Here is a 25,904-nt window from a genome sequence, read left to right as displayed (position 1 = left end):
CCGGAGGACGGCTTCTGCGCAGGCAGACTGCAGCGAAGACGGGCGCTACGGGCGGGCAGCGTCTTCCATGATCCTTGATGCCGGCTGCCCAGCCCGTAGGAGATGCGCCATCCGCTCGAGCGCGGGTCGGATGTGGCTGTAGTAGCGGTAGTAGCCGGCGCACAGGTAGTTGACGGGCGGTCGGCCGTCCGTCGTCGAGGCGAACCTGTCTTTCGGGCAGCCGCCGTGGCAGGCCCACCGGACGGGGCACGTCCGGCACTTCGTCGGTAGGGCGGTCAGTTTCGAACGGCCGAAGGAGCGCTGCTGGCCGGACTGGAGCATCGACTGGAGCGGGGTGTGTATGACGTTGCCGAGACAATGACCCGGTTCGACGTAGTGGTCGCAGGAGTAGACGTCGCCGTTGTGCTCGACCGCGATCGCGGTGCCGCACTGGGGGGCCGTGACGCACAACGTGTACTGGCCCAAGAGGTTGCCCAGCGCCACGTCGATGTCGCGGACGAAGACCTCTCCCACGTCACGCGACACCCATTCGTCGAAGATCGCGACGAGGAACTCCCCGTACGCGCGCGGATCCACCGAGCGGGAGGTCACCCGGTCCCCGTGCTGGCGGTAGAGCACCGTCCGGGGACCATGGTCGCCGGCTCGCCAGCCCTGCTCGGCAAGGGCCGACGACTCGGCCGGTACTCGTTCCACGACCGGGATGAACTGCAGGTACCGTGCACCGAGCCCATCGCGGAAGTAGCGGTAGACCTCTACGGCGTGGTCCTGGTTCGCGGCATTGACCGTGCAGAGGATGTTTACGTCCACCCCATGACGGGCCAGGACCTCCCAGCCGCGCTGGACCTGGGCGTGGGTACCCCGACCGGCCTTGTTGACCCGGAATGCGTCGTGCAGGTGCTGTGGCCCGTCGAGTGAAAGGCCCACGAGAAAGCCGTGCTCGGAGAGGAACCGGCCCCAGTCGTCGTTCAGCAAGGTGCCGTTGGTCTGGATGACGTGCTGCACCTGCTGCCGCGGGCGGCGCAGCTGCTCGGCCAGGGCGACCGCGCGACGGAAGAAGGGCAATCCGCGCATCGTCGGCTCACCACCCTGCCAGGCCACCTCCACCGGGCCGTCGGGCGATGACGACAGGAGGTTGGCGAGGTACGCCTCGAGCGCCCGCTCGGACATCCGTTGGGAGTCGTGGTCGTACAGAAGCTGCTTCGACAAGAAGTAGCAGTACGCGCAGTCCAGGTTGCACGCGGCCCCCATCGGCTTCGCAAGCGCCGAGAACGGCAGACGCCGAACCCCGGGTGGCGGACCGCCCGCGCTCACGCCGTCGTCCCCGCCCGGTCGAGCGTCTGCCGTCATACGCCTCAGCCTAAAGGGGAAGGGAGTCTGACCCGCTTCCCCGGACACCTGCCGTGAGGTGACGATGTCATCTCCGAGAGGAGTCCTTGTGCCTGCAGCCAAGCCGAACACCCTGTACCTGGAGAAGTCCATTACTGACGCGACTGCGCCGGCGGACGGTGGGGTTCCATGCTGAATGCCGTTCCGTACGCGCTGGAAGCGTTTCGCCAGCAGGTCTACCTCGTTCTCGAGTTCCGCAAGGAGGCGCAGGCAGGTCCCGGCGTCACCGATACTCAGCAGCCAACGCGCCGCGATCCGTCTGCTGCGGGTGTCTTCGACGCGCTCGAGCAGCTCCTCTTTCCGCTCCCAGGCGACATTGAAGTGATAGATGCGATCAACCCGGACAGCGCGCGCGAGCTCCGTATCGGTCCCCAACGGACGCGAGAGGCACACCTGGATGGTCCTCATGATGCCGGTTCGCCATGTGTGCATCGGCCACTCCTCGACGAGCCTCTCTTCGAGTTCACTGGCGTTCTCGAGGCGACCGAACGTTGCGAGGTGGTCGTGCGCAGCGTCGTGCAAGGCGAGGACCGTGCGCTCATCAATCGCGCGCGACGCGCTGGGGTGTTGCCAGGGGTCATCGGCTTGACCCGCCTCACCGAGCATCCGCACGGCCTCAGCGAGGTCCGGGGCGATCTTCGTGGCAAGCAGTCGCCCGACGAGAGGACCGTGCTCGGCCAGGGACTCAGCAAACGCGTTGCGTCCGTAATGCGCTCCTGTGTCAGGAGGGTCGACGGTATCCATGCCGGGCGGCCCCCACTCCTCGACCACCTCGCCATCCACAACGAGCAAGGACGGGCTGCGACGGCGCCATGCCGCGCCGCCGCCTTGAAGCCGTGCGACGTCGAGCATGAGTTGAACCTCCCGAGCTGCCTCCTCAACTGCGTCGCGGGTCGGCCCTTCCCCGAGTTCGACTCTCGCCAGCACCACATAGGGCCGACGACTGCTGTCCGGCGTCCAGTTGTGTTCGTCGAAGCTCCAGTTGTGCCCGCTCGCCGCAAGGGCGCGCAGCTCATCGCGAAACGCGAAGTCGTGACCGTTGCTCGCGATGGCGTTCGGAAGGCACCAGTCCGCCTCCACGAAGGTGACCGGTCCAAAGGTCGCTACGAACTCGCGCAGGTCGGCGCGCTCATAGGTGAGCCACACGACGCAGTCGCGAGCCGGCACCCGCCTGGTAAGAGCCCCGGCGGCCCGCTCGAGCCGCATGGCGAGCGATGGGATAGGGCCGACGTCGCCGCGCGACTCGTTGCCAACGACGTACCAGGCAACTTCTTGCAGCCGGCGGGAACCGTCGACTCCCCAAGCGCTCAGCTGCGACTGGAGACACTCTCTGCACCAGGCCGCGGCATCGTCATCAGCATCCCGGAGTGCGTCGACCAGGTCGAGCCACGTCGCAATGACCGCGTCGGGGGTGACCATGGACCCAAGCAGTGTCTCGCCGAGACTTCCGCCCGCAGCGTCCTTGGCTCCTGTCGCGGTCGCGAACACACTGACAGCCCACCGGACATGCTCCTCCAGCGCGGGGGCGAGAACTGACCTCAGGTGGCTGCCTGCGCCGGAGGCGCTCGACTCCAGATCCGCCGCGAGTGCCCGCCTGTTCGCCTTAGCTCGCCACGTCTCGGACGTCGCCACGCGCATCCAGTCCTCGAGCTCACCGATGGCGAGGCGCAGGGCGAGAGAGGACGAGGGCGCTGGGCCGGACGCGAGAAGTTCGACGAGACTACGAACCCACTCTGGATCACCCGAGCACCTGTCCCAGTCGATGACGAGCACGACGCGACCATAGACCGGCATGGACGCCATCTCGTCGGCCGTTGCTCCGCTTCGCCGTGCCGACTTCAGAAACGCTCGCGACTACGACCCGAACTCTCCGCCGCGATGGACCGACGACCGAACGTCCGTGACCGAAGCCCGCGCATCGATGAAGTTCCTGCCGTCGGCGCCTCGATCCTCGATCTTGGTGCCGTAGTGGTCCCCCAGACGCGGGAGCCCTCCCGCTCGCCCGCAGACTGGCTCATGGCCGGTGGTCGCCGGCCCGGCAGCCAGTACGAGCCACCCACTCCGCGAGCCTCGTCCGCGCGACTGCGAACCGCTCGTGCCAAGCCAGAGGTGCGTCGTCGTGGGAGGTCGTCGCGTAGGCACCTTCCCAAGCAAGCTGGAGAGCCGAGAGCTCCTCGATGAGCTCCCAGTGCTTGGTCCAGCACTCGGGAACGTAGCGGCGGTCGAGGCGGTAGTGGTCCACGAGCCACCTGACCCATACGTCGAGACCCTCCAAGAGGTGGCGCTGCTCCTCGCGGGTGTAGGCGGACCACATGATCGGTTCGGGTGGGAAGCTCGGCTGGCTGTTCACCATTTCGGGAAGGAAGCCTCGGTCAGTTCCTCTGCTCGTGCCGCTCACAGGGTCACGCTCCTCTCGCTTGCCGCTCGGTACACCGGCTCAACCGTCGTCGGCCGGTAGGCAGGGACGTGGCCCTCGAGGGCCGGGTCGGCGTCGCGGACGCTGCCGAACGCTGCCGAACCCAGAGCGTCTGCACGTTCGGCGAGGATGTCGTCCACCTGGTCGAGCAGTGCGCCGATGTCCGTGGAGCCGTCATCGGCGTCCGGGGTAATCGCCACCTCGGCCGGGTCCTCCGTTTGCGCCCGTAGCCACTCGTGCACGCGGTGGTGGAGCACCGCTGCGGTCTCCGCCGCCGGATGTGGTCCGTCGAGCGGCCGGGCGGCGATGAGACCCACGAGGACCTGGTGCATCGGGTGACCGAGCGCGCGCCCCCGCTCGAGCGCGGTGAGGAGCGGCCCGCGCGCGGGCGACGTCGCGATCTGGTTGCACTGCTCCGCAGTCAGCCCGACGGTTGAGAACACTGCGGCCCATCGCTCGGCTGCGGCGTCGGCGAGGAGCGTGTGCCGGATGGGCAGCAGGCGCCTGGGCGAGGCCACTTCGTCCTGCGAGGCTGCGATGGTCTCGGTCGCGGAGAGCTCTGCACCCGGCGTCGTGAGGATGGCTTCCAGCGCGTCGCGGCCGCCTTGGGAGATCTGGTGCTCGGGCGGGTAGTCGCAGGCGGCCTCGATGCTGTCGAGGGCGACGTAGACGTGGTTGTCGCAGCAGCCGCGGGTCATGGCGACGTAGAGGTTCTCGCGGACCATGCCGGGCCCGGCGAGCACATGCGCACGATCGACCGTGATGCCTTGGGCGCGGTGGGTCGTAGTCGCGTAGCCGAGCTCGACGTGCTGGGAGGCGTAGGGAGCAGGAAGGACGACCTCGTCCGCCCGCGCGTTCGCTGCGCGGTCCCGGCGGGAGAGCGGCACGACGGTCAGGGCGCCATCGCGTGCGACAGCCGTGACCTGCCACAGGTCGCCGTTGCGGACGTGCCCGTTGGGTGTGCGAAGGCGCCGGTCGTTTGCTCGCGTGATGACGTGGTCCCCGACGCCGATCTCCGTGCCGGCGCTGGTCGTGACGCCGGTGGCCGTAACGAGGCCGTCGGTGACCCGGTCGTTGTGAGCCCGAGTGTTGAGGATGTCGACGGTGCGTGAGTCGGAGGCGATGAGGATGGCGCTGGCTCCGCGTTCGGTGTCGGTCTGCCAGGCGGTGTACGCGTCCTCGCACATGGCCTCGGAAGGGCCGGCGCTGATGCGGGCGTGGTCGGCGTAGTCGTCGATGACGCGGGTGTCGCCGGTGCGCAGGCGCAGCGTCGCTGCGGCCTCCCACGGGTGGCTGAAGCGCCACAGCGAGGTCAGCGTGGCTGGTCGCCCGCGCTCGGCGAGGAGGTGGAAGGCGCCGCCGGCGTCGACAGCTGAGAGCTGCTTGTGGTCGCCGACGAGCAGCACCTTTGCGCCGGCTTCGCTTGCCTGGGCTGTGAGGGCGTCGAGCGCGAAAGTGCCGGCGAGGGATGCCTCGTCGACGATCAAGAGCTGGCCCGTGCGGAGCTGGAACCGGTCACCCTGAGCGGTCAGGGTGGTGATCGCGGTGTCGATGGCTCGTAGCCGCGCCCGCTGGTCCAAGCCCGTGGCGCCGGCGCGTTCGGTGTGGAGGCGGGCGAGGACTTCGGTGCGGCGCTCGGCGCCCGCGCCTGTGGACTCGTAGAGCCACTTGGCCGTGTTCTCGCACGCGATCCCAAGGGTGTGGCCGAGCTCGGCGGCGGCGGTTGCCGATGGGGCGAGTCCGACGACGCTGCCGCGTCCATGGCCCTGCTCCCAGGCCGCCTTGAGGGCCGCGAGGGTTGTGGTCTTGCCGGTGCCGGCGGGACCGACGAGGACGTTGAGGAGGCGGGTCGAGCCGGCGATGTGCTCGACGGCGGCCGCCTGGTCCTGCGCGAGCGTGGCCGTCCTGCCGTCGGTGCGGTGGATCGGCCGTGACGTGACGGCCTTGGCGAGCCATGCGGCGGTCGTGGGTGCGTCGGTCTCGCGGGTGGCGGCGTCCAGGAGGCGGGCTTCGGCGTCGAGCACCTGGTGGTGGGTGTACCGGCCTTCGTCGACTCTGGTGAACTGCGAGGTGCCGTCGGGCCGGGTATAGCGGGCGGGGACGACGAGCGGGTCGGGCGCCTGCAGGCTCGTGCACGAGCGAAGTGCCGCGTCGGTGACGCGCTCAAGGAGGGCGACGCGGTCGGCTGGGCCGGTCATGCGGATCGCCCGGGTGGCGCGCGCCGCCTCGGCCATGACGTTCCACCGGGTCCACGTCGAGCGCCGCGTCATCACCTGCTCGAGTGTGTGCTCGGCGAGCCGGTCGATGACGGCATCGGGGATGCGATCACACCCCAGCGGCGCGGCCTGGGACGCCTTGAGCACCGCGGCGGTGAGTTCGGCGGGCGTCCTGCCGGAGCGTTCCGCGGCCCGGGCGCGCCACAGCGTCATCAGGTCAGCCAGGGGCGTGACGTGCTTCTTCGGCCGAACGGAGCGGGTCACCTGCTGGCGCAGCCGGACGATCTCGATGCGGTTCGGGCCGCGCCCGTGGGTCGCGTAGAAGTCGGCGAGCACGCCCGTCATCGCCTCGTCTATCTGCGTCGCACGACTGGAGAACTCCGTCATCAGCTCGTCATCGACGCCGTCGAGCTCGAACGCCGGCGAGCGGCGCGGGCCGCGATGACGCCATCCGAACCGGACCGGTAGGCGACGGGCGACCTCGTCGGCCAGCAGATCGTCATACAGCTCGGAGACCACCACAACGGCGTGGTGCAGCGCCCGGGAGTCCACCGACAACCAGGCACCGCCGGGGCCCTGGACCTTGTTCGCGACGACGAGGTGGGTGTGCAGGTTCGGGTCCCCCGCGCGGGAGTCCCAATGGTCGAAGCCGGCCGCGATGAGGCCGGAGACCTTGTGCTGGCGGCAACCAGCGGTGCCCGTGCGCGTGAACGCGGCGGTGTCCTCCAGGAAGGCGAGCGCCTGCCCGACGGCGGCGCGGTGGGCCGCCAAGAGGGCGGCCCGTGTGTCGTCGTCGGCCACCGCCCAGAGGGTGGAGACGGACTTCGTAGCAGTGAAGGTCAGGTCGAACCCCGCGACCGCTGTAGGCGTGCGCTTGGCGAGCTCGACGCGGGTGATGGTCGCGACCGCGGCCTCGCGGGCCTCGTCCGTGAGGCCGGCCGGTAGGGCGGCGACCTGCTTGGCGATCCGCTCCGCCGCGGGCGTGTGCCTCGGGTACGGGCGGCCGAGCGACGTGCCGGTCCGCGGGTCCTTGCCCTCGCCGTACAGGTTCGCCATCTGCTCCTCCGTGACGTGAGCACCCTCGCCCGGGCCGCCGCTGGCGAGCCCCACGAGCCCACGCCCGTACCAGCGACCGGGCGGGTTCCCAGAAGCCATGTAGTACGTCGTCAGGTCCGACGCCGCGGGACGGTCAAAGTCGCCCGACGCGGTGCTGCGCAACAGGTACTGGTAGCCGCTGCCCGCGGTCAGGCGGTGCATCGTCATCACCACGGCGATGCACCGCCAACCACGGCTGCTCCCGGCGTCCGAGAGGCCCGGCTCGCCAGGACCCGCTGTCGCGTCGTCTCCACGCCAAGATGTGTGCCCGCAGGGATACCAACCTGAGGACCGGCGCCACCCAAAGTGCCAGACGAGTCAAGGGCCCTACCGCTCGTCGATCACCGCCGGTGGGGCCGGGCGTGGGGCCGGGCGTGGTACCGACGTCGACCGCGCGGTCAGAGCCGGTCGAAGTCCTCGGTACTCATGACTTCCAGCGCGACCAAGGATGCGCCGGCGACCTCGGCCGCGATGGCGACTGCCATGTCCGCGGCGTGCGGGATGTCGTGGGCGAGGAAGGTCACGTCCGCCTGCGCGCGGCCGAGCGGCGACAGCGACACGGCCGGGTGGTACGCCTGCAGCCCGTCGATGAGCTCATCACCGAAGTCGTCGATGTCCGTGCGGTCGAACTCGAGACGGGCGTTGTGCTGGGTGAGCATGGGTTCTCCGATCGTCGTGACGGGCGGCCGCTGATTGCGGCCTAGGTGCACGACGTCGCCATGGCAACCCACGGTAGGCGAGCCGACCTCGGCTAGGACAGACGTCCACGGCCGGCGCTCCACCGCCCGCCCCGCCGCACCTCCGTCCCGGAGGTTGGCACCTCCGCGGGCACACCTCTTGGCAGGAGCGACGGCGACGTCGCAGGGCCACTGAGGAGGAAGCGATGACGGCGACGTGGACCCGCTCCGCGGAGACGCTGCTGGGCGAGGCGGACCAGAGCTGGTCCGGCATCTGGGTACTCACCCACGCCGCGGCGATGGGCGCCCTCAACATGGCGATGACCGTGCCCCTGGGCGTGGGGGTCTCCATCTCCTACGCCGCGATGGACTTCCGCGAAGCTCAGGACGAACTCGAGTGGGCCAGGCCGGACGTCCGGGGCACAGCCGCACCGGTGCAGTTCGGAGCACTCCGGCCCGACGACGTGCCGGAGGCCCGAGAGGTCCTCGACCGGCTCGCCGCGTCCGCCCTGAACCGCGCGGCAGCCCTCGCGGAGGTGGAGACCGATCTGGGCGCCCAGGCCGCCCTGTCCCGCGTGATGGCCCGACTCATCACCGGCCGCGCGAAGGTCAGCGGGCGGTGGGCATGACCACCTACGCCGAGCTCCTCGCGCAAGCGACAGCCCACCTGCGCGAGGGCTCCACGACCCTCCGAGGAGACCGGTTCTGGACACCGGACGAGGCGCTCGACGCCATCGGAGACTTCCACGGGCTCCTCGACGCCATCGCCTCCCACGGGCGCCGCCTCCTTCGCCCGGCCCAACTCGGCCGGCTCGGCCTGACCCGACACCGCGACGGCCTCCCACCCGTGGAGCGGGCGTCGATCGACCTCATCACGCGGCTCGAAGCCCTGACCGGGGATGCGAGACCACACCCCTCCCAAGTCCGCCTTGGGACGACGCCGTGGGCCCGATCGGCTCTTGCCCTGCGCGCTGCCGCCGACCTCGTCGGAACGCACTTCTCGACGGACGGACGACCTCGGAGCCCGGACGCAGCTGCGGCCACCACCGCGAGCTTCGACGCGGGCCTCGTCGACCTCGGCCACCTCGCCGTGGCGGCCCTCGCACATGAGGGCCCCCTCGCTCTACGGGCCATCCAGGCTGGCGTGCCCCGCACCATCGTCACCAGGCAGCTGCCTGGGTTCGAAGCTCTCGCCGACGCCGCGCGCGAGCTCTCCACTCAGGGCGCGGGCCGCCCCGAGACGCTCCTCAACTCTCTCGGCCAGACCCAGCTTCGCGTACGCACCGACGACCCAGCGGCGGAGCTGAGCGACCGCATGGTGCGACTCCGCCAAGGTGTCTGGAGCCTCATCGCCGACCACGCCGACGTCCTGCCGTCCCTGCGGCTCACGGCCGGCCTCGGCGTTGCCGTCCACGCACATGCCGCGGCGCTCCATGGCGGCGACCTCACCGCACCGGACGGGGCCGGACCGACGGGGCCTGGCGCCCTCGTCGCGCACGGTCGAGCCTGGCAGCGCCTGCACCATGCACTCTCGCAGTTCGCGGTCTTGGCGCCTCCGGCCGCGAGCGTTCGGGCTGACGCCGTCGCGGCCGCCCGGCTGCTCAGCGAGCTCGTGCCACTCGATGCCCCCCGTGATCGCGCCCGCACCGCAACCGTGGATCGCCACGTCGGCGCGGCGCTCAATGGGGCCGTCCAGGTCATGGCGGACATCGCCGTCCACGAAGGCGCCGCGTTCGACCGCCTCTCACGTGCGGGCCTGCTCCACATCCCCGCGCGCGCACTTCCCCGTGACCTGGTTACCGACCACCCCGACGTCGCAGCGGCCCGGCTCAATGGCCGCACGGTCCCGGCGCCGAACGAGATCCTTCGCGCGGTGGCCACGATGTACGCGGAGGTCGCGGCCCACCCCATCGGAGTGCCTGCACCGAGGCCATCCGATCACCGCGCCCTGAGGTCTCAGGTCGAGCCGCTCTCGATCTCCTGACTATCGCGCTTGCCGACGCGAGTCACCCGTCTTCGCCTACGCCGACTCCTCCAGTCGAGAGCCCATGGAGGGCGCCGCCGGCGACGGGGCGGACTTCGTCCGCTTCAGTCTCGGCGCCTTGCCGACGACGCTCCTGAAGCCTGCCTCCGTGCTGCACTCCCGCACGAGCTTCTTGATGTACGCCTCGGTGTATCCGTAGTCCTTGTGCAACTCGTCGTAGACGCAGTACTTCTCCTCGGTCCGCTCCGGATGGGCCGAGCCGTACGGGGGGCGCACCTTGAGGTTCTTCCACGCCTCGGTGAAGTGAGCGACGTTGAACGCAAACGGGATCTGAGCCTCCACCTCAGCGGCGGCCCGTGTCGGCTTCAAGAGTCCATGGCCGAGGACGGGGCGACGACGCTCCTTGACCACGACGAGGCCCTTCTTTCCTGCCTCTTCAACCGCGGACTTCTGCTCATCAGTCATGTCGTCGAAGCGCGTGAACTGAAGCGGAAGCGTGTCCGGTCCCGCCTTCGGGGCCAGCTCCTGGAAGACTCGCAGACGGAGTTCGAAACGAGGGTCGTTCGCAACGGACTGGCTGAGACTGGCCTCGTACGCAGCTATGTAGGTCCGAAGAGCGGCAGGCAGGTGCTTGCGTAGCCGAAGAAGCGCCTGCTCGCCGGCCGTCGTGAAGGAGCCGATGAAGACTGGGAACCGGAGCCTGGTGGCGAGAGAACGCTCAACACCGAACTGGGCGACGAGTTCCTCTTCGTAGTTGAGGAGCAGTGCCTGAGCCTGGCCGCCGAGAACCGCGGTGAGTGCGACTTGAGCTCGCCTCGCGTAGCGGTGCTCGATCTTGTTTCGGAGCCCAATGAAGAACTCAAGGTTCGCCCGGACTGGTTCCTGATCACTCGGCCATCTCTCCCGGACCGACCTGGCGAGTTCCCACTGCTTGGGTTCCCCGTCGATGCGCTCGAGGTACTTCCGCTTCCCGACCGTCCTCCAGTAGCGGCAGTCGACCTTGTCGCGGGCGAACTGAGCATGCAGGAGGTACAGCCACGCGACGTGCATGTGAACGATGAACGCCTCGAACGACCGGGACTCGGCCGGGTCGTTGTACAGCCGCACGGCAAGCTGCGCTTCGTCCTGGGACGCTTCGACCATCTGCATGTACTTGCTGGGGGGAGCCACGGTGCACCACCTCGGTCTGGTGAAGCCAGGCTAGACGCCTGCCCCGACGCGGGCGGCGATGACACGAGAGGTCGTTGGAACGTCCAGCGCTTCTCGAAGCGAACCTGATGCCGGCCAAGCACACCCAGCTTGGAAGATCGACTACGCATGGTGATCGATCGCTTCCGCCGCAACCCACGCGCGCGGCCCCTTCGCAACTCCCCCGTCGCCGCCGGCCGCAGAAATCCGCCCACGTCCGCGGGCGGCCGCCGCCCACATCCTGCCCACATCAACACCAGAGGCCCTCCCGATCTCTCGATCGGAAGGGCCTCTGACCTGGTACTTCACTTGTAGCGGGGGCAGGATTTGAACCTGCGACCTCTGGGTTATGAGCCCAGCGAGCTACCGAGCTGCTCCACCCCGCGTCGGTGTCTCCACCCTACGTCACCCGGACCGCCTCTCCAAATCGGGCAGGCGGTCCGGGCTCCGCACCACGGCCTACTCCGCGAGCGCCGCCTCGGCCGCGATCGCCCGGTCGAGGGCCTCCCGGAGCCGGGTCTGCGCCTCGCCGTACGCAGCGAAGTCGCCCGCGGCGAGCGCCGTCTGGCCCGACTGGAGCGCGGCGTTCGCGTCGGCGAGCGCGGCGTCGAGCTGCTGCCGTGCGGCCGCGGCGTCCGGGCTCGCGCCGTCGGCCGGCGTCGTCGGCGCCGGGGTGGGCGTCGTCGGCGCCGGGGTCGGCGTCTCGGTGCCCGGAGCCTGCCCGTCGGCGTCGGGGGCGATCGGGCCGGTGTCGGTCGTCTCCTCGCCCACCTCGACGCCGGAGTCGCCGCCGAACACCTGGTCGAGGGCCTCCCCGAGCGTGTCGGCGAACCCGATCGTGTCGCCGAAGGCCACGAGCACCTTCTGGAGCAGCGGGATCTGCGTGCCGCTCGACGACTGGACGTACACGGGCTGGACGTACAGCAACCCGCCGCCGACGGGCAGGGTCAGCAGGTTCCCGTTCAGCACGTTCGAGTTCCCCTGGGCCAGCAAGTTCAGGGTCGTCGAGACGTCCGGGTCCGCGTCGAAGTTGTTCTGCACCTGGCCCGGACCGGGGACGGTCGAGTTCCGCGGCAGCTCGAGCAGCCGCAGCTTGCCGTACCCCTCGGCCGGCTTGCCCGCCTCGTTCCCCGCCTCCGCGTCCGCCGCGAGGAACCCGGTGAGCACGTCGCGCGTCCCACCGGCCGGGATGTACGCCGAGGTCAGGGAGAACGACGGCTGCTCCTGGCCGGGCATCTGCAGCGTCAGGTAGTACGGCGGCTGCTTGACGGAACCGCTCTGGGTCGGGTCGTTCGGCGTCGTCCAGAAGTCCTGGTTGGTGTAGAAGTCGCCCGCGTCCTGCACGTGGTAGGTCGAGAGCAGCTCACGCTGCACCTTGAAGAGGTCCTCCGGGTACCGGATGTGGCTCATCAGGTCGCCGCTGATCTCCGAGATCGGCTCGAGCGTGCCCGGGAACACCTTCTGCCACGCCTGCAGCAGCGGGTCCTCCGGGTCCCACGCGTAGAGCGTGACCTCGCCGGTGTACGCGTCGACGGTCGCCTTGACCGAGTTGCGGATGTAGTTCGCGGTCTGCGGCGCCAGCTGGGCCACCGTCGTCGAGCGCTCGGTCAGCGAGTCCGCGGTGACGTCGTCGAGCGACGCCGACTTCGAGTAGGGGTACGCGTCCGTGGTCGTGTAGCCGTCGACCATCCAGACGACCTTCTCGTCGACGACGGCGGGGTACACGCGGCCGTCGATGGTCAGGTACGGGGCGACCTTCTCGACGCGGTCACGCGGGTCGCGGTCGTAGAGGATCTGCGACTCGGTCGTGACGCGATCCGAGAACAGCAGCTCCTCGTCGCCGAACTTCAGCGCGTAGAGCAGCTTGTTCCAGTAGTTGCCGACGCTGGGGCCCGCCTGGATCTCGTCGGTGGGGAACGTGGTGTTCTCCTGCCCACCGGACTCGTCGTCCGGGTAGTCGAGCTCCCACTCGGGCGCGCCCTCGGGCGCCCCGACGATCGAGTACGACGGCGAGTTCTGGCCGAAGTAGATGCGCGGCTGGTACGGGCTGAGCTCACCTGTGGACGGGATGCCGCCCTCGAAGTACGCAGGCTGGCCGTCCGAGCTCGTGGTGTTGCCGAATGCCGCCACGACCCCGTACCCGTGCGTGTACACGGTGCGGTCGTTGACCCAGTTCCGCGCCGACGGGCCGAGCCCGGCCAGGTTGAGCTCACGCACGGCGATGACGGTGTCGCGGCTCTCGCCGCCGATGTCGTACCGGTCGACCGAGAGCGCGTCCGCGAAGTTGTAGTACTGCTTGTTCTGCTGCAGCTGCCGGAACGACGGGCTCACGATCGCCGGGTCGAGCAGGCGGATGCTGGCCGCGGTCTCGGCGTCCTGGCGCAGCGCCCCGGCCGAGGCCGTGGTGCTCGCCGAGTACGGCGTGACCTCGACGTCGTCGAGCCCGAACGCCGTGAGCGTCGCGTCGATGTTGCGCTGGATGAAGTCGGCCTCGAGCTCCTGCGCGTTCGGCTGGACCTGGAACCGCTGGACCACGGCCGGGTAGATCCCGCCGATCGCCACCGCGGAGACGACCATGAGGCCGACGCCGATGGCGGGGATCCGCCAGTTGCCGCGCACCGCGGTGACCAGGAAGAGGGCGGCGACGAGGACCGCGACGACCGCGAGGATGCCCTTCGACGGGATCACGGCGTTGACGTCGGCGTAGGACGCGCCCTCGAACTTCTCGCCCGCCTTGGTCAGCAGCGAGTAGCGGTCGAGCCAGTAGTTCGCCGCGACGAGCAGCAGGAACGCCGCCGCGAGCACCGAGAGCTGGACGCGCGCGGCACGCGTGGTGCGCGGTCCCTGCCCCCCGAGCCGCAGCCCGCCGTACAGGTAGTGCGTCGCGATCGCGCCGAGCCCCGAGAGCACGACGACGGCCATGAGGAAGGACACGACGAAGCGCAGGCCCGGCAGCGTGAAGACGAAGAACGACAGGTCCAGACCCCACTGCGGGTCGGTCCGACCGAACTCGACGGAGTTGAGCCACAGCTGGATCGTCGTCCACTGCTGCGACGCCGCTGTCCCGGCGAAGAGCCCGAGCAGGGCCGGACCGGCGACCATGACGAGCTTGCGCAGCGGCTCGACGGCCTCGCGGTACTGGTCGAGGTTCGCCTGCTCCTGGGTCGACGGCGCGTACACCGGGCGCGAGCGGTACGCGACGTTGAGGCTCGCCGCGACGGCTCCGGCCATGACCACGAACCCCGCGGCGAAGAGCAGCGACCGCGTCAGCCACTCGGTCCGCAGCACGTCGAGGTAGCCGACCTGGTCGAACCAGAGGACCTCGGTCCACACCTGGGCCAGGATCAGCAGCAGGACGACCAGCGCACCGAGCACCACGACCGTGGGGCCGAGCGCCCCCCGTCTCTTGCGGGCGGGCGGGGGCGCGGCTGGGCGTCGGGGTGGTCCGGTGAAGCTCACAGCGTGAAGTTCCTCAATCGTCGGTGGAGCGCGTCGGCGGAGCGGCGCGGGCGGCACGGGGATGCGGTGCGGCGGCCGCCGGTGTCATCCGGTGAACGCCTCGGCATGCCCCCAGGTTCCCACATCGGCTCGCACCGGATGCGACGATGGCGCCCATGAGCACCGAGCCCACCGAGCCCACGCCCGCCGGCTCCCCCGCGCCCCCGTCCTCCATTCCCCGCGCGCAGCGCTCGCTGGCCGACGCCGTCGTCGAGATCGAGCAGCACGTCGCCACCGCGGGCTGGGACGCCCCGGTCCGCGTCTTCGCGCTCGTCCGCACCGCGCAGGCCCTCGAGGCGTCCCCCGAGCTGGCGGATCAGCTCGCGCCCGCGGTCGTGGCGGCGGCGCAGGCCGACGACACGCACCTCACGTCGATCGAGCAGGAGGGTCTGCCTCAGGTTGCCGACCTCGAGGAGCTGCTGGGCGGGATCACGTGGCCGCCCAGCGTCGACGGGACCGCGATCACCGTCGAGCGCGTCGTGCTGCCCCCCGCGGCCGAGGAGGGCATGCCGGCCGAGCCCGACGCCGCGCTGGACTACCTCATGAGCCACCCCGACCGCCAGGACGTGCGGATCGCCGTCGGGGTCCTGCGGACCGGGGAGTCCTGGTCGGCGATCCGCACCCGTGCGCACGACGCCGACGACGCCGTCGCGACGGGCCCCGACCTCGTCCCGGGGCTGCTCGTGGCGCTCGGGGCGACGCTGGCCTGACGCCGGACCGAGGGCCGGCGAGGTCAGGGGGCCTCGCACGTCGGCAGCGCGTCGCCCGCGCCCGCGCCGATGGCCTCCATGGCCGCGCGCGCCTCACCCAGCGTCTCGACCCGCACGACGCGAAGGTCGTCCGGCACGTTGCCGACCACCTCGTCGCAGTTGGCCCCGGGAGCCAGGAACCAGTCGGCCCCGTCGCGCACCGCCCCGAAGAGCTTCTGGCGGATGCCCCCGATGGGCCCGACCTTCCCGTCCACGTCGACGGTCCCGGTGCCGGCGATCACCGCACCGTCGAGCTCGTCCTCGGGCGTCATCGTGTCGATGATCCCGAGCGCGAACATCATCCCGGCGCTCGGCCCGCCGATGTCCTCGATCTGGATCGTCACGTCCACCGGGAGGTCGAAGACCGGGTCGATGAACACGCCGAGCTGGCTGCCACCCCCAGCGCGCTCACCTGTGACGACGTCGACGTCGAGCGGCTCGCCGTCGCGCACGAGGCCAAGCGTGACCGTCGTGCCGGGCTCGGTCCTGGCGAGCGTCCGGACCAGCTCGGTGTACGACTCGACCGGCTCGCCCTCGAGCGACAGCAGCACGTCGCCCTCCTCGACCACCCCGTCGGCGCCCGTGCCGGCGACCGCTCCGGCCACCCGAAGCTCCGCCGGCACCTCGTAGCCGAGCTCCTCGAGCGCGGCCACCGTCGCGTTCTCCTGCGACGAGACCATCTCAGCCTCGTTCTGCTGGTCGATCTCGTCCTGGCTGCGGTCGGGCGGGAAGACGGACTCGACCGGCGTGACGACGCGTGCGCCGGACAACCAGCCCCGGAGCACGAGCGGGAGCGTCACGGGATACCCGGGACCGCCCGCGTAGGACACCGTCGTCATGCGCAGCTCACCGGTCGACTCGTACGTCGGGACGCCGTCGACCTCGATCAGCGGCTCGCCGTCGTACGCCCCCAAGGTGTCCCGCGTCGGACCGGGCGACCCGATGGCGTACGGCACCGGGACGAACACGAGCAGCGTGAGCAGGACGAGCGTCACGAGACCCGCGATGCTCAGCGTCGTCGAGCGCGGCGACGGCGGTACCGGGAGCGTCGGGGTGTCGGTCGGGTCGGTCGAACCGGTCGAACCGGTCGACGAGGTGGCCGGCGCGCCGGTGTCGGGGTGGGGGCCGGGGCCGGTCGACGCGTCACGCACCCGACGATCATCCCCCATGACGTGCTGTGACCTGAGCCATCCCCCGAGACGTGCTGCGCCCCGAGCCATCCCCCGAGACGTGCTGCGCCCTGAGCGAACCGCACGCTCAGCGCGGTCCGACGGGACGGCTGACCGCGCCTTGATGTGGTTAACGTGGTCACCCGCGTCCTCCCTCGTCCCAGGAGAGTCACCATGACCAGCGAGCTCCCGACCGGCCCCGGCGACGAGGGTTCGCCGCAGTGGGAGGAGCTGCTGCGCTCGATGTTCGGCGCCGACGCCGAGGAGGCGCTGCGCGAGCTGCGTGAGCGAGGCATGGACCCGACGGCGATGGCGGCTGCCGCGGGGCTGCCCGACGACCCGCAGCTGCTGGGTCAGGTGCTGGGCCAGGTGCAGCGCATGCTGGCCGCGTCGGGGCAGGGCCCGGTCAACTGGGACGTCGCGCACGACGTCGCGCGCCAGGCCGCCGTCATGGAGGGCGACCCGTCGCTCACGCGTGCCGAGGTGCGCGAGGCGGCCGAGGCGCTGCAGGTCGCCGAGTACTGGCTCGACGCCGCCACGGACCTGCCCGCGTCCGGCGGCCCCGCCCGGGCGTGGAGCCGGTCCGAGTGGGTCGAGCACACGCTGCCGACGTGGCGGGTGCTCGCGGAGCCGGTCGCGGCGTCGCTGTCCGAGGCGCTCGCCGCAGCCCTCACCGATCAGCTCCCCGAGGGCCTGGGGGACGGCACAGGTCTCCTCGGCACGGGCGGGCTGAGCGGGCTCGGCGCTGCCGGCCTGCCCGGCTCCTCCGGACCTCCCGGCGGGCCCGGGGGCGCCATCGACCCGGCGCGGCTGGTCCGCCAGCTCGGCTCCGCCGTCTTCGGCATGCAGGTCGGTCAGGCTGCCGGGACCCTCTCGCGCGACGTGTTCGGCGCGACCGACATCGGCCTGCCGCTGCTCGACCACGCCGCGACCGTGCTCGTCCCGGCGAACGTCGCGGCGTTCGCGGCCGGCCTCGACGCTCCCCTCCCCGAGGTCCGCCTGTTCCTGGCCGTACGCGAGGCGGCCCACGCGCGGCTGTTCACGCACGTGTCCTGGTTGCGCGGGCACCTCCTCGGCATCGTCGAGGCCTATGCACGCGGCATCTCGATCGACGTCGAGAGCCTCGAGGAGGCGGTGCGGTCGATCGACCCGACCGACCCGACCGCGCTCCAGGGCGCGCTGTCGGGCGGAGTCTTCGCCCCTCAGACGACACCCGAGCAGCAGGCCAGCCTCGCCCGCCTCGAGACGGCGCTCGCCCTCGTCGAGGGCTGGGTCGACGAGGTCGCGGCCGCCGCGACCCAGCCGCACCTGCCGCACGCCGTCGCGCTGCGCGAGATGATCCGCCGACGCCGCGCGGCCGGGGGTCCGGCGGAGCAGACGTTCGCGACGCTCGTCGGTCTCGAGCTCCGACCGCGGCGCTCTCGTGACGCCGCCTCGCTCTGGGCCGAGATCGCACGCGTCGCGGGTACGGAGGCGCGCGACGCCGTGTGGGACCACCCGGACCTGCTGCCGGCCGCGCACGACCTCGACGACCCGTCGGGCTACGCCGGCAGGCGGACGGCAGCGGCCGACGAGCACGCGGACGTCGACCGGGCGCTGGCCGAGATCTTCGGCGCGGCCGGTGGCGACGCGACGCCGCAGCCGTCCGACGAGGATCCGGGCACCGGCGCGGACGGCGACAGCGCGGACGGCGACGGCGCCGCCGGTGAGAGCCGCTGAGTCAGTCGGTCGCGGTCAGTCGCGCCGAGCGCGCCCGACCACGCCACCGGCAGGCTGCGAACCGGTGGCCGAGGAGGGCCGCCTCCCGGTGACCGACGCGACGCGACCGGTCTCGGCCGACGCCACGGCGTCCTCCGTGATCGCGACATCGGTGACGCCGTCCGACTCGGCGGACCGGTCGGCCTCGTCGACGTCCACGTCGTCGGCCACGTCCACGTCGTCGACCATGTCCACGTCGTCGGCCACGTCCACGTCGTCGGCCACGTCCGCGTCGTCGGCCACGTCCACGTCGTCGGCGGCGGGTCCGTCCGCGGGCGAGAGGTCCCTCCCGGCGCTCACGTCGCGTCCGCGCTCCTCGCCGAACGACACCCCCTCGAGGTATCCGCGCGCCCGCTCGGTGCGCGGGTAGCCCTCGAGAACCGCCCAGAACTCCGGGCCGTGACCCGCGTGCAGCAGGTGCGCGAGCTCGTGGAGCAGGACGTAGTCGAGCACCCAGCGCGGCATGCCGCGCACGCGCGTCGAGATGCGGATCGTGCCGTCGACCGGCGTGCACGATCCCCAGCGGCGACCCTGGTTGCCGGACCAGCTGACGCTCGTGGGCGTCGCCCGTCCGCCGAGGTACCGGGCGGACAACGTGGCCGCCCGTGCCGCCAGCTCCTCGTCGGAGGGACGCCGACGCCGCTCCTGGTCGGCCAGCCGGTTGACCATCCGGAGCACCCACTCGCGCTCCTGGGCGCGGGTGAATCGCGCCGGGATCGCCACGACGGTCCGCTCACCGTCGCGGTACGCCGTCACGGTGCGGAGGCGTTTGCGGCTCCTGCGGACCTCGACCAGGCCCTGCGGATCGTCCGGATGCACCCCAGCACGCTAGCGTCTTGCGACTCCTGGCGTCCGGTTGTCACCCGTTTGTCCTCCCTGCCTCTGGGGGGCCGACGCTCGCAACGTAGGATCAGCCTCGACGGCGCGCCGTGTGCGGTGGGGCGAGGGACCTGTGCGGCCACTATCGTGTCCGTGCACGGGAGCGTGCGGCCGTGGCCGCTCCTCCGTGCCGCCGGCCCGCCAACCCGCGGCGGGCGAGACACAGACATCCGAACGGAGACAGGTCATGGCCGAGAAGTACCAGGGCGAGTTCTACTGCGTGAAGTGCAAGGAGAAGCGCACGACGGAGGGCGACGTCGTCGTCTCGGAGTCGGGCCGCAAGATGGCCAAGGGCATCTGCCCGGTCTGCGGCACCAAGCTGAACCGGATCCTCGGCAAGGCCTGAGCCAGCACGCACCGCCAGGGGCGGCCCGCGCGTCAGTCAGCTGACGCGGCGGGCCGCCCCTGTGTCTTTTCCTGCGTCGTCTTTTCCTGCGTCGCCTCCCTGGGTCATCTCCCCTGTGGACGACGGACCTCCAGGGGCCGGTTGGTGCCAGGGTGGGCGACGACGCGCGGCACGTCTGGTGCCGCGCGACGCACCAGGAGGGGGGCGGGATGCGACTGCGGACAGGGCTGCGGGTGCTCTGGCGAGGCCCGGACGAGGTCCAGGTCGGCACCGACCCGCGCTGGGCCATCCGCATCCAGGGTCTCGAGCCGGCTGAGGTCGACCTGCTCACCTCGCTCGACGACGGGAGCACCGACCGCGCCCTCGTGACCCGGGCGCGCGCCGCCGGCATCCCACCCGCCCGGGTCGAGGAGCTCGTCGCACTCCTCGTGCATGCCCAGCTGACGACGCCCGACGGCGCGGCCCGGCCCGCGGCTCGCCCCCTCGCCGCGTCGGCAGCCCCGGACGTCGCGACCTGGAGCCGGCTGCTGGCCGACGGGTCGGGAGCGGCGCTGGTCGACGGACGCAGCGCGCGGGTCGTCGGTCTGCTCGGCCTCGGCCGGCTCGGCCTGAGCACCGCCGTGACGCTGGCCGCGGCAGGGACAGGCACGCTGCTCCTCGAGGACGACGGGGACGTCGCCGCCGGCGACCTCGGCGTCGGGGGCTACACCGCCCGGGACGTCGGCTCGCCCCGGCGCATGGCGGCCGCCCGCATCCTGCGCGACGTCGCACCCGACGTCCGGACGACCGCACGGCCGGGGGTGCCGCCCGACGTGATGGTGCTCGTGGAGCACGGTGCCGCGGATGCGGTGCGGTCGCGTGCGCTCATGTCCGCAGGCGTGGTGCACCTGTCGGTCGTCGTGCGCGAGGCCGACGTGCTGGTCGGTCCGCTCGTGCGGCCGGGGTCGTCGCCCTGCCTGCGGTGCCTGGACCTGAGCCGGACCGATCAGGACGAGCGCTGGCCTGCGGTCGCGGCCCAGCTCGCCTCGTCGTCGCGGACGCGCGGCGCGGCCGAGGAGTCGGTCCTCGCGGCGATCGGCGGCGCGCTCGCCGCCGGTCAGGTGCTCGCCGAGCTGGACGGCACGGGGCCGCGGACCGTCGGCGCTGCGCTCGAGATCGCCCTGCCGGCCGCGGTGCCCGAGGTGCGGACCTGGAGCGTCCACCCGTCGTGCGGCTGCACCGACCTCCCCGCGGCCCTCGCCTCGGCCTGACGCCGCCGTGGCCCCGTCACGCGGCCGGGGTCGCGGACGCCTCCTTGCGCGGTCGGCCCCGGCCCCTCTTGATGGCGACGATCCGGCCCTCGACGAAGACCTCACCGCCCCAGACGCCCCACGGCTCCTGCCGCTCGACGGCGCCTTCGAGGCACCCGGTCCGGAGCGGGCACTCGCGGCACATCGCCTTGGCGAGCTCCACCTGCGCCGTCTGCTCGGCGAACCAGAGCTCGGGGTCGTTCGAGCGGCACGGGATCAGCCCGGCCACCATCCGGTCGAACTGCCGGCGGTCAGCCGTGACGTCGACCGCCGCGGTGGGGGGCCAGGGTCCGGATCCGCCCTGGTTCACCGTGTCGAGCAGCGTGGTCAGCCGCACGATGTCCTCCTGTGTCCTTGCTGGTGCGATGAGCTGGTGCGTCGCGGGACGCGTTCCGCGGCTGCTGCTCCGCCCCAGGGATCTGGAGGACAAAGATGAAGGCCGCGGGTTCCGAGTGGGACTCCGCGGCCTGGGGGTGTGGTCTGGTCAGACCATCAGGATCCCTGGCGGGGAGTCGAGGGCGGAGACGCCGATACCGGACGTGCGGAAACCGCTGAGGCGATCGCCGACCGTGGGGGTGTCACCGTGCAGAGCTTCGCCCCGGAGTCGAGCCGTGGTGGGCACGAGGGAACGCAGAGCTCGGCACGCGGCATCCGCCGGGGTCGCCGTCCAGTTCAGGTTCATCACGATGCTCCACCCCCTCTCGAGCCAGGCCCACGCCTCTCGGCGCAACCTCCGACAAGGACGGGATCAAACGTAGGGGAGCCGCCGAGCGCAGCACAACGCATTAAATCCGCGAGTTTTCCCGGAGTTCACGCGGCGCTCCTACCGCAGCCGGTACTCGGGTCACGGACCGCCGGCGACCAGGGCCAGGATGCTCTGGCCGAACCGGTCGAGCTTCACCGGCCCGATGCCCCGGATCTGGGCGAGCTGCGCGATCGACGACGGCCGCAGTTCGGCGATCGCCGCGAGGGTGGGGTCGGACAGGACCGTGAACGCAGGCTTGTCCGTCTCCCTCGCCACCGCCGCACGCCAGTCCCGCAGACGCTCGAAGAGCTGCTGGTCGAAGGCGCCCGAGAGCGCAGGTCCGGTGGACCGCCGTCCACCCCGTGCGTGCGCCGACCGCCCGCCGTCGTCGGGCCAGAGCCCGTCGAGGAACCTCGTCCGGCGCCGCGAGGCCCTGCCGCCGGGGTTGCGCGCGCGTCCGTACGACAGCTCCAGGTGCTCGCGGGCGCGCGTGATCCCGACGTACAGCAGCCGGCGCTCCTCGTTCACCGCCTCCTCCGTCTCGGCGAGCGAGATCGGCATCAGCCCCTCGCTCATGCCGGCGAGGAACACCGCGTCCCACTCGAGCCCCTTGGCCGCGTGGAGCGAGGCGAGGGTCACGCCCTCGACGGTCGGTGCGTGCTGGGCGGCCGCACGCTCGTCGAGCTCGGCGATCAGGTCGGCGAGGCCGGCCTGGTGCCGCGCCGCGAGGTCGTCCGCGAGCGCGACAAGCGCCTGCAGCGACTCCCACCGCTCCCGCGCCGCGCCCCGTGCGGCCGGCGCCTGCTCGGCCCAGCCGACCGACAGGAGCACGTCTCGGACCACCTGCGGCATCGGGGTCTCGGCGTCCGCCGCCCGACCCGCTCCCCGCAGCAGCACCAGGGCCTCGCGCACCTCGCGGCGCGCGAAGAACCGCTCGCCTCCCCGGACGAGGTAGCCGGTGCCCGCGGTCGTGAGCGCCTGCTCGAACGCCTCGGACTGGGCGTTCGTCCGGTACAGGACGGCGATCTCGCTCGGGCGCGTCCCGGCCGCGACGAGCCGACCGATCCGGGCCGCGATGCCCGCGGCCTCCGCCTCGTCGTCGTCGTACGCGGTGAACGTGACCGGTGGCCCCGCGGGCCGCTGCGCGACGAGCTCGAGCGCGTGCGCGCCACGCCGGCCGCGCTGCGCGATCAGGCGGTTCGCGAGCCCGACGACCTGCGGCGTCGACCGGTAGTCACGGACCAGCCGCACGACCTGCGCGCCCGGGTGCGCCGCGGCGAACGACATCAGGTGGTACGGCGTCGCGCCCGTGAAGGAGTAGATCGTCTGGCTGGGGTCGCCGACGACGCACAGCTCCTCGCGTCCGCCCAGCCACTGCTCGAGCAGGAACTGCTGGAGCGGGGAGACGTCCTGGTACTCGTCGACGACGAAGTGCCGGTACTGGCCGCGCACCTCCTCCGCGACGTCGCGCCGGCTCTCGAGCATCGAGGCCAGCAGGAGGAGCACGTCCTCGAAGTCGATGACGCCGCGCTCGGTCTTCGCGTCCTCGTACGCCGAGATGAGCCGCGCGACCGTCTGGCGGTCGTAGCCCGCGGGCGCGGGGCGGTCGACGGCGGACGTCGCGCGCACGTAGTCGTCGGCCGGGACGAGCGAGACCTTGGCCCACTCGACCTCGCTCGCGAGGTCCCGCACCGCCACCCGGTCGACCGACAGCGCGAGCCGGGACGCGGCGTCGGCGATCAGCGGCGCCTTGTGCTCGAGGATGCGTGGCGGCGCCCCGCCGACGACCTTGGGCCAGAAGAAGCCCAGCTGGCGCAGGGCCGCCGCGTGGAAGGTCCGGGCCTGCACGCCGCCGACGCCGAGCTCGCGCAGCCGGGTGCGCATCTCCCCCGCGGCTCGTGCAGTGAACGTCACCGCGAGCACCGACGTCGGCCGGTAGACGCCGGTGCTGACGCCGTACGCGATCCGGTGCGTGATGGCCCGCGTCTTGCCCGTGCCCGCGCCCGCGAGCACGCAGACCGGCCCGGTCAGCGCCTGGGCGACCTCCCGCTGGTCGGGGTCGAGCGCGTCGAGGATCTGGTCGGCAGACATCGGGACGATTCTCCCAGCCCCCACCGACAACCGGGACCGGCCCCGGGAAGGGTTCGCGCGGCGGCGTGGTTGTTGACGACGCACACTTCTGGCGACGAGCCAGCCACCCACGCGAACGAGGACCCATGACGACGCAGACGACGCAGACCCCCGACGCGGGCACCGTGACGATGTACTCGACCACGTGGTGCGGCTACTGCCGGCGGCTCAAGACCCAGCTCGACTCGGCGGGGATCGGCTACACCGAGGTCAACATCGAGGAGCACCCGGACGCGGCGTCGTTCGTGGAGCAGGTCAACGGCGGCAACCAGACGGTCCCGACGCTCGTGTTCCCGGACGGCTCGGCCGCCACCAACCCGTCGCTCGCCGACGTGAAGGACCGCCTCGCGGCGTCAGGGAGCTGACGAGCGGCTGACCAGACCGGCGTCGGTCAGTCGCCTGGGAGCTCTCCCCCGAACCACTCCTCCACGAGCGCGCGCGCGATCGACGCCCGCATCGGCAGCAGCACCTCGCCGCTGCTCGCCGCCGCCCCGAGCTCGGCGCGCGTGAACCAGCGGGCCTCGGTGATCTCCGTGCCGTCGACCGTGATCGCGCTCGTGAGCGCGACCGCGCGGAACGCCAGCATGAGTGACGCCGGGAACGGCCACGGCTGGCTGCCGCGGTAGCTCACGGCGCCGACCGTGACGCCGACCTCCTCCGCGACCTCCCGCCGGACCGCGTGCTCGAGGGGCTCGCCCGGCTCGACGTACCCCGCCAGCGTGGAGAACCGCCGCTCGGGCCAGTGGCCGGCGTGACCGAGGAGGATCCGGTCGGCGTCGTCGACCACCGCCATGATCACCGCGGGGTCCGTCCGCGGGTAGTGGTCCGACGCGTCGACCGGGCAGCGTCGCACCCAGCCGCCCTGCACCGGCTCCGTGACCGACCCGCAGCGCGGGCAGCGCTGGTGCGTCGTGTGCCAGGAGGCGAGCGCCACGGCCGTCGTCGCGAGCCCCGCGTCGCGCGCCGTGAGCCTGGCACCGACCGTCCGCAGGTGCGACCACTCGCGGCCCGGCACGAGGTCCGGCCCCGGTTCGACCACGAAGCCCTCCGCGTCGCTCGCCTGCGTGCCGAGGTCGGCGAGGACGAGGCCGAGGTACGACGTCGGCCCGTCCGTCCCGAGGAACAGCCAGTCCCGCCCGGGTCCGGTCGCGTGGCCGACCGCCGACGGCGCGAACAGCTCGAGCGCGACGGCGTCGCCCTGGGTCGTGGTCGCCACGAGGCCGCGGTGGACGAGCAGGACGCGAGTGCCGTCCTCGGCGAGCAGCCGTTGGACCAGATCGGGTTCCGTCCGGCGCTCCGCGGCACGGTCGACGGTCGCGCGCGCGAGGGGCAGGTCGGTCCAGTCCACGCGGCAACCGTACGCGGGCGTGCGGACACGCCCGGAGCGGGCCACGGAATCGCGCGGGCGGACGCCTACCCTGATCGTGTGCCCCGCTCACCCCTCGCCCTCGCCGCCCTCGCGACGGTGGCGATCCCCGGCCTCGACGCGTTCGACGTGCGCCCGCTCGCGCACAGCGGGGCGGACTTCGACGTCGCGGTGGTCATCGACGCCACCGGGCGGAGGTGGGTCGTGCGGGCGCCGGTGCGCCCCGCCGCCGGCGCGTCGCTCGAGGCGGAGGTCGCGTTGCTCGAGCGACTGGGCGAGCACGTGGACTCCGGTGCGCTCCCGTGCGCCGTGCCACGTCCCGCGGGGTTCGCGCACCTGCCTGAGGGTGGCCGCGCCGTCGTGCACGCGGAGGTGCCCGGTGCGGCCCTGCGGCTCGACGCGCTGCGCCCCGGACCGGGACTCACCGCCTCGCTCGGCCGAGCCATCGCCGCCGTGCACCAGCTCCCGGTCGAGCTCATCGACGGTGTCGGCCTCCCGACCTACGATGCGGACGCGTACCGCGAGCGCCGCATGGCCGAGGTGGACGAGGCCGCGCGGACCGGCAAGGTGCCCCCGCGCTTGCTGCGGCGCTGGGAGGCCCGGCTCGAGGACGTCGCGATGTGGCGGTTCCAGCCGACCGTCGTGCACGGGGACCTGACCGCGGAGCACGTCCTGACGGACGGACGGACGGTCACGGGTCTGCTGACGTGGGGAGACGCCAAGGTCGCGGACCCGGCCGACGACCTGGCCTGGCTGCTGGTCGCGGCGCCCGAGGACGCCGTCGACTCGATCATGGAGGCGTACCAGCTGGGCCGGACCGAGCTGAAGGACCCGCACCTCACGGCGCGCGCGCTGCTCGCGGGCGAGCTGGCCCTGGCGCGGTGGCTGCTCTACGGCGTGCGGTCGGGCGACGCCGACGTCGTGGACGACGCGGTCCAGATGCTCGAGGAGCTCGACGCCCACACCGCGGTGCGTGAGGACGAGGCGTCGCTCGCCTGAGGGTCGTTGTCGGC

Annotated in this window: 18 protein-coding genes, 1 tRNA gene and 1 pseudogene; 8 read left to right on the top strand and 12 right to left on the bottom strand. The window is 71.9% G+C overall.

Annotated features, from left to right (window positions below):
- Positions 1-45: 45 nt before the first annotated feature.
- The 4 genes from HIR71_RS17335 to HIR71_RS02130 all read right to left on the bottom strand — a co-directional run bounded on the left by HIR71_RS17335 (position 46) and on the right by HIR71_RS02130 (position 7,772).
- Complete coding sequence (locus HIR71_RS17335; protein WP_211373675.1) at positions 46-3,159, bottom strand: anaerobic sulfatase maturase; 3,114 nt, start codon at positions 3,157-3,159, stop codon at positions 46-48.
- Positions 3,160-3,400: 241 nt separating this feature from the next.
- Positions 3,401-3,739 (bottom strand): hypothetical protein, encoded by a 339-nt coding sequence (locus HIR71_RS02140; RefSeq protein ID WP_169322973.1) that lies wholly within the window; start codon positions 3,737-3,739, stop codon positions 3,401-3,403.
- Positions 3,740-3,780: 41 nt separating this feature from the next.
- Positions 3,781-7,275, bottom strand: a complete 3,495-nt coding sequence (mobF, locus tag HIR71_RS02135; protein WP_169322972.1) for a MobF family relaxase — start codon at positions 7,273-7,275, stop codon at positions 3,781-3,783.
- A 236-nt stretch (positions 7,276-7,511) separates the two neighbouring features.
- Positions 7,512-7,772 carry a hypothetical protein gene (locus tag HIR71_RS02130; RefSeq protein ID WP_169322969.1) on the bottom strand — a complete coding sequence of 87 codons (261 nt, stop codon included), beginning with the start codon at positions 7,770-7,772 and terminating at the stop codon, positions 7,512-7,514.
- A 224-nt stretch (positions 7,773-7,996) separates the two neighbouring features.
- On the opposite strand from HIR71_RS02130, the gene HIR71_RS02125 reads away from it, so the two are divergent.
- Positions 7,997-8,419, top strand: a complete 423-nt coding sequence (locus HIR71_RS02125) for a hypothetical protein (RefSeq protein ID WP_169322968.1) — start codon at positions 7,997-7,999, stop codon at positions 8,417-8,419.
- Positions 8,410-9,774 carry a hypothetical protein gene (locus HIR71_RS02120; RefSeq protein ID WP_169322966.1) on the top strand — a complete coding sequence of 455 codons (1,365 nt, stop codon included), beginning with the start codon at positions 8,410-8,412 and terminating at the stop codon, positions 9,772-9,774. Before HIR71_RS02125 ends, HIR71_RS02120 begins: the two co-directional genes overlap by 10 nt.
- A 36-nt stretch (positions 9,775-9,810) precedes the next feature.
- On the opposite strand, the gene HIR71_RS02115 is transcribed toward HIR71_RS02120, so the two are convergent.
- The 3 genes from HIR71_RS02115 to HIR71_RS02105 all read right to left on the bottom strand — a co-directional run bounded on the left by HIR71_RS02115 (position 9,811) and on the right by HIR71_RS02105 (position 14,421).
- Positions 9,811-10,944: a DUF3644 domain-containing protein gene (locus tag HIR71_RS02115; protein WP_211373674.1), complete on the bottom strand. Its 1,134-nt coding sequence runs from the start codon at positions 10,942-10,944 to the stop codon at positions 9,811-9,813.
- Between the two features lie 330 nt (positions 10,945-11,274).
- Positions 11,275-11,348, bottom strand: a tRNA-Met gene (locus HIR71_RS02110).
- Between the two features lie 73 nt (positions 11,349-11,421).
- Positions 11,422-14,421: a UPF0182 family membrane protein gene (locus HIR71_RS02105; protein WP_169322964.1), complete on the bottom strand. Its 3,000-nt coding sequence runs from the start codon at positions 14,419-14,421 to the stop codon at positions 11,422-11,424.
- Between the two features lie 155 nt (positions 14,422-14,576).
- Here HIR71_RS02105 and HIR71_RS02100 point away from each other — a divergent pair, with 155 nt between their 5' ends.
- Positions 14,577-15,170 (top strand): PPA1309 family protein, encoded by a 594-nt coding sequence (locus tag HIR71_RS02100; protein WP_211373673.1) that lies wholly within the window; start codon positions 14,577-14,579, stop codon positions 15,168-15,170.
- A gap of 23 nt (positions 15,171-15,193) precedes the next feature.
- On the opposite strand, the gene HIR71_RS02095 is transcribed toward HIR71_RS02100, so the two are convergent.
- Positions 15,194-16,360, bottom strand: coding sequence for a YlbL family protein (locus tag HIR71_RS02095; protein WP_311836028.1), 1,167 nt, complete (start codon positions 16,358-16,360; stop codon positions 15,194-15,196).
- Between the two features lie 192 nt (positions 16,361-16,552).
- Here HIR71_RS02095 and HIR71_RS02090 point away from each other — a divergent pair, with 192 nt between their 5' ends.
- Positions 16,553-18,097: a zinc-dependent metalloprotease gene (locus tag HIR71_RS02090; RefSeq protein WP_169322960.1), complete on the top strand. Its 1,545-nt coding sequence runs from the start codon at positions 16,553-16,555 to the stop codon at positions 18,095-18,097.
- A gap of 255 nt (positions 18,098-18,352) precedes the next feature.
- Here HIR71_RS02090 and HIR71_RS02085 read toward each other — a convergent pair.
- Positions 18,353-18,955: pseudogene (locus HIR71_RS02085) on the bottom strand (M48 metallopeptidase family protein); the annotation flags it as partial.
- Positions 18,956-19,202: 247 nt separating this feature from the next.
- On the opposite strand from HIR71_RS02085, the gene HIR71_RS02080 reads away from it, so the two are divergent.
- Together HIR71_RS02080 and HIR71_RS02075 are read left to right on the top strand one after the other, a co-directional pair.
- Positions 19,203-19,361 (top strand): DUF5679 domain-containing protein, encoded by a 159-nt coding sequence (locus tag HIR71_RS02080; protein WP_169322958.1) that lies wholly within the window; start codon positions 19,203-19,205, stop codon positions 19,359-19,361.
- Between the two features lie 209 nt (positions 19,362-19,570).
- Complete coding sequence (locus tag HIR71_RS02075) at positions 19,571-20,611, top strand: ThiF family adenylyltransferase (protein ID WP_169322956.1); 1,041 nt, start codon at positions 19,571-19,573, stop codon at positions 20,609-20,611.
- A gap of 16 nt (positions 20,612-20,627) precedes the next feature.
- Here HIR71_RS02075 and HIR71_RS02070 read toward each other — a convergent pair whose 3' ends face one another.
- Together HIR71_RS02070 and HIR71_RS02065 are read right to left on the bottom strand one after the other, a co-directional pair.
- A complete protein-coding gene (locus HIR71_RS02070) occupies positions 20,628-20,987 on the bottom strand; it encodes a WhiB family transcriptional regulator (protein WP_311836027.1) in 360 nt (119 codons plus the stop codon).
- A 507-nt stretch (positions 20,988-21,494) separates the two neighbouring features.
- Positions 21,495-23,486, bottom strand: a complete 1,992-nt coding sequence (locus HIR71_RS02065; protein WP_169322954.1) for an ATP-dependent helicase — start codon at positions 23,484-23,486, stop codon at positions 21,495-21,497.
- A 125-nt stretch (positions 23,487-23,611) separates the two neighbouring features.
- On the opposite strand from HIR71_RS02065, the gene HIR71_RS02060 reads away from it, so the two are divergent.
- A complete protein-coding gene (locus HIR71_RS02060) occupies positions 23,612-23,890 on the top strand; it encodes a mycoredoxin (RefSeq protein ID WP_169322952.1) in 279 nt (92 codons plus the stop codon).
- Between the two features lie 26 nt (positions 23,891-23,916).
- On the opposite strand, the gene nudC is transcribed toward HIR71_RS02060, so the two are convergent.
- A complete protein-coding gene (gene nudC / locus HIR71_RS02055) occupies positions 23,917-24,873 on the bottom strand; it encodes an NAD(+) diphosphatase (protein ID WP_169322950.1) in 957 nt (318 codons plus the stop codon).
- A 78-nt stretch (positions 24,874-24,951) separates the two neighbouring features.
- On the opposite strand from nudC, the gene HIR71_RS02050 reads away from it, so the two are divergent.
- Positions 24,952-25,890, top strand: a complete 939-nt coding sequence (locus tag HIR71_RS02050) for a phosphotransferase (RefSeq protein WP_169322949.1) — start codon at positions 24,952-24,954, stop codon at positions 25,888-25,890.
- Positions 25,891-25,904: the final 14 nt, after the last annotated feature.

This window comes from Cellulomonas fimi (genome assembly GCF_012952065.1).
Classification (GTDB): Bacteria; Actinomycetota; Actinomycetes; order Actinomycetales; family Cellulomonadaceae; genus Pengzhenrongella; species Pengzhenrongella fimi_A.
This window is presented reverse-complemented; position numbering and strand designations above follow the sequence as displayed.